The 537-nt window shown below is 67.0% G+C and carries 1 protein-coding gene; it reads right to left on the bottom strand.

The window, feature by feature from the left end; translation table 11 throughout:
* A partial coding sequence (locus IGS60_RS28285; RefSeq protein ID WP_230506910.1) for a type VI secretion system Vgr family protein occupies positions 1-537 on the bottom strand: 537 nt, incomplete at both ends.

Raw genomic sequence — 537 nt, 5'->3', positions numbered from 1 at the left:
ACGCCGCCCAGCACGCCGATGGCCTGGCCGGCGTGCAGGCGCAGCTTGCCGCCGCTGGCAAATTGCGTATCCTGCCCGCTCATCATGGTGACGGTTTCGCCATTCGCCAGTTGTAGGTCTTGCCCCGCGACAACGCCCAGTCCGGCCCTGGCGGCTATCGCGATGATGGCGTCCTTTGTTTGCGGCAACTGGTCGTGCATGCCGGAAACGCTGGCCAGCATCGCTTTCAAAGGCGCCGCCTGCTCGTCGAGTTCGCTGGCATTGGGTGCGCTGGCGCCGATGTGGCTGGCGTAGGCCACCGTCTGGTGCGTCTTGGCGGCATTGTTGAATGTGTCGCCCAGCATCACCGCCTGTTTCAACAATGCCATGCCGCCGGCGTTGTCGCCGGCCGGGTCGCGTTGCGCGGCGTCGTGCCTGAGCACATAGCTGCTCACCAGCAAGCCAGCCTTGGCGCGCACCACGCCATACGCGTCGGTGCGCAACTCGGCGCCGGCGCCGCGCAGGCTGCCCCGGTAATTGTCGGCGCCGTGGATCAGG

The organism is Janthinobacterium sp. FW305-128, assembly GCF_020858135.1.
GTDB lineage: Bacteria > Pseudomonadota > Gammaproteobacteria > Burkholderiales > Burkholderiaceae_D > Janthinobacterium.
This window is presented reverse-complemented; position numbering and strand designations above follow the sequence as displayed.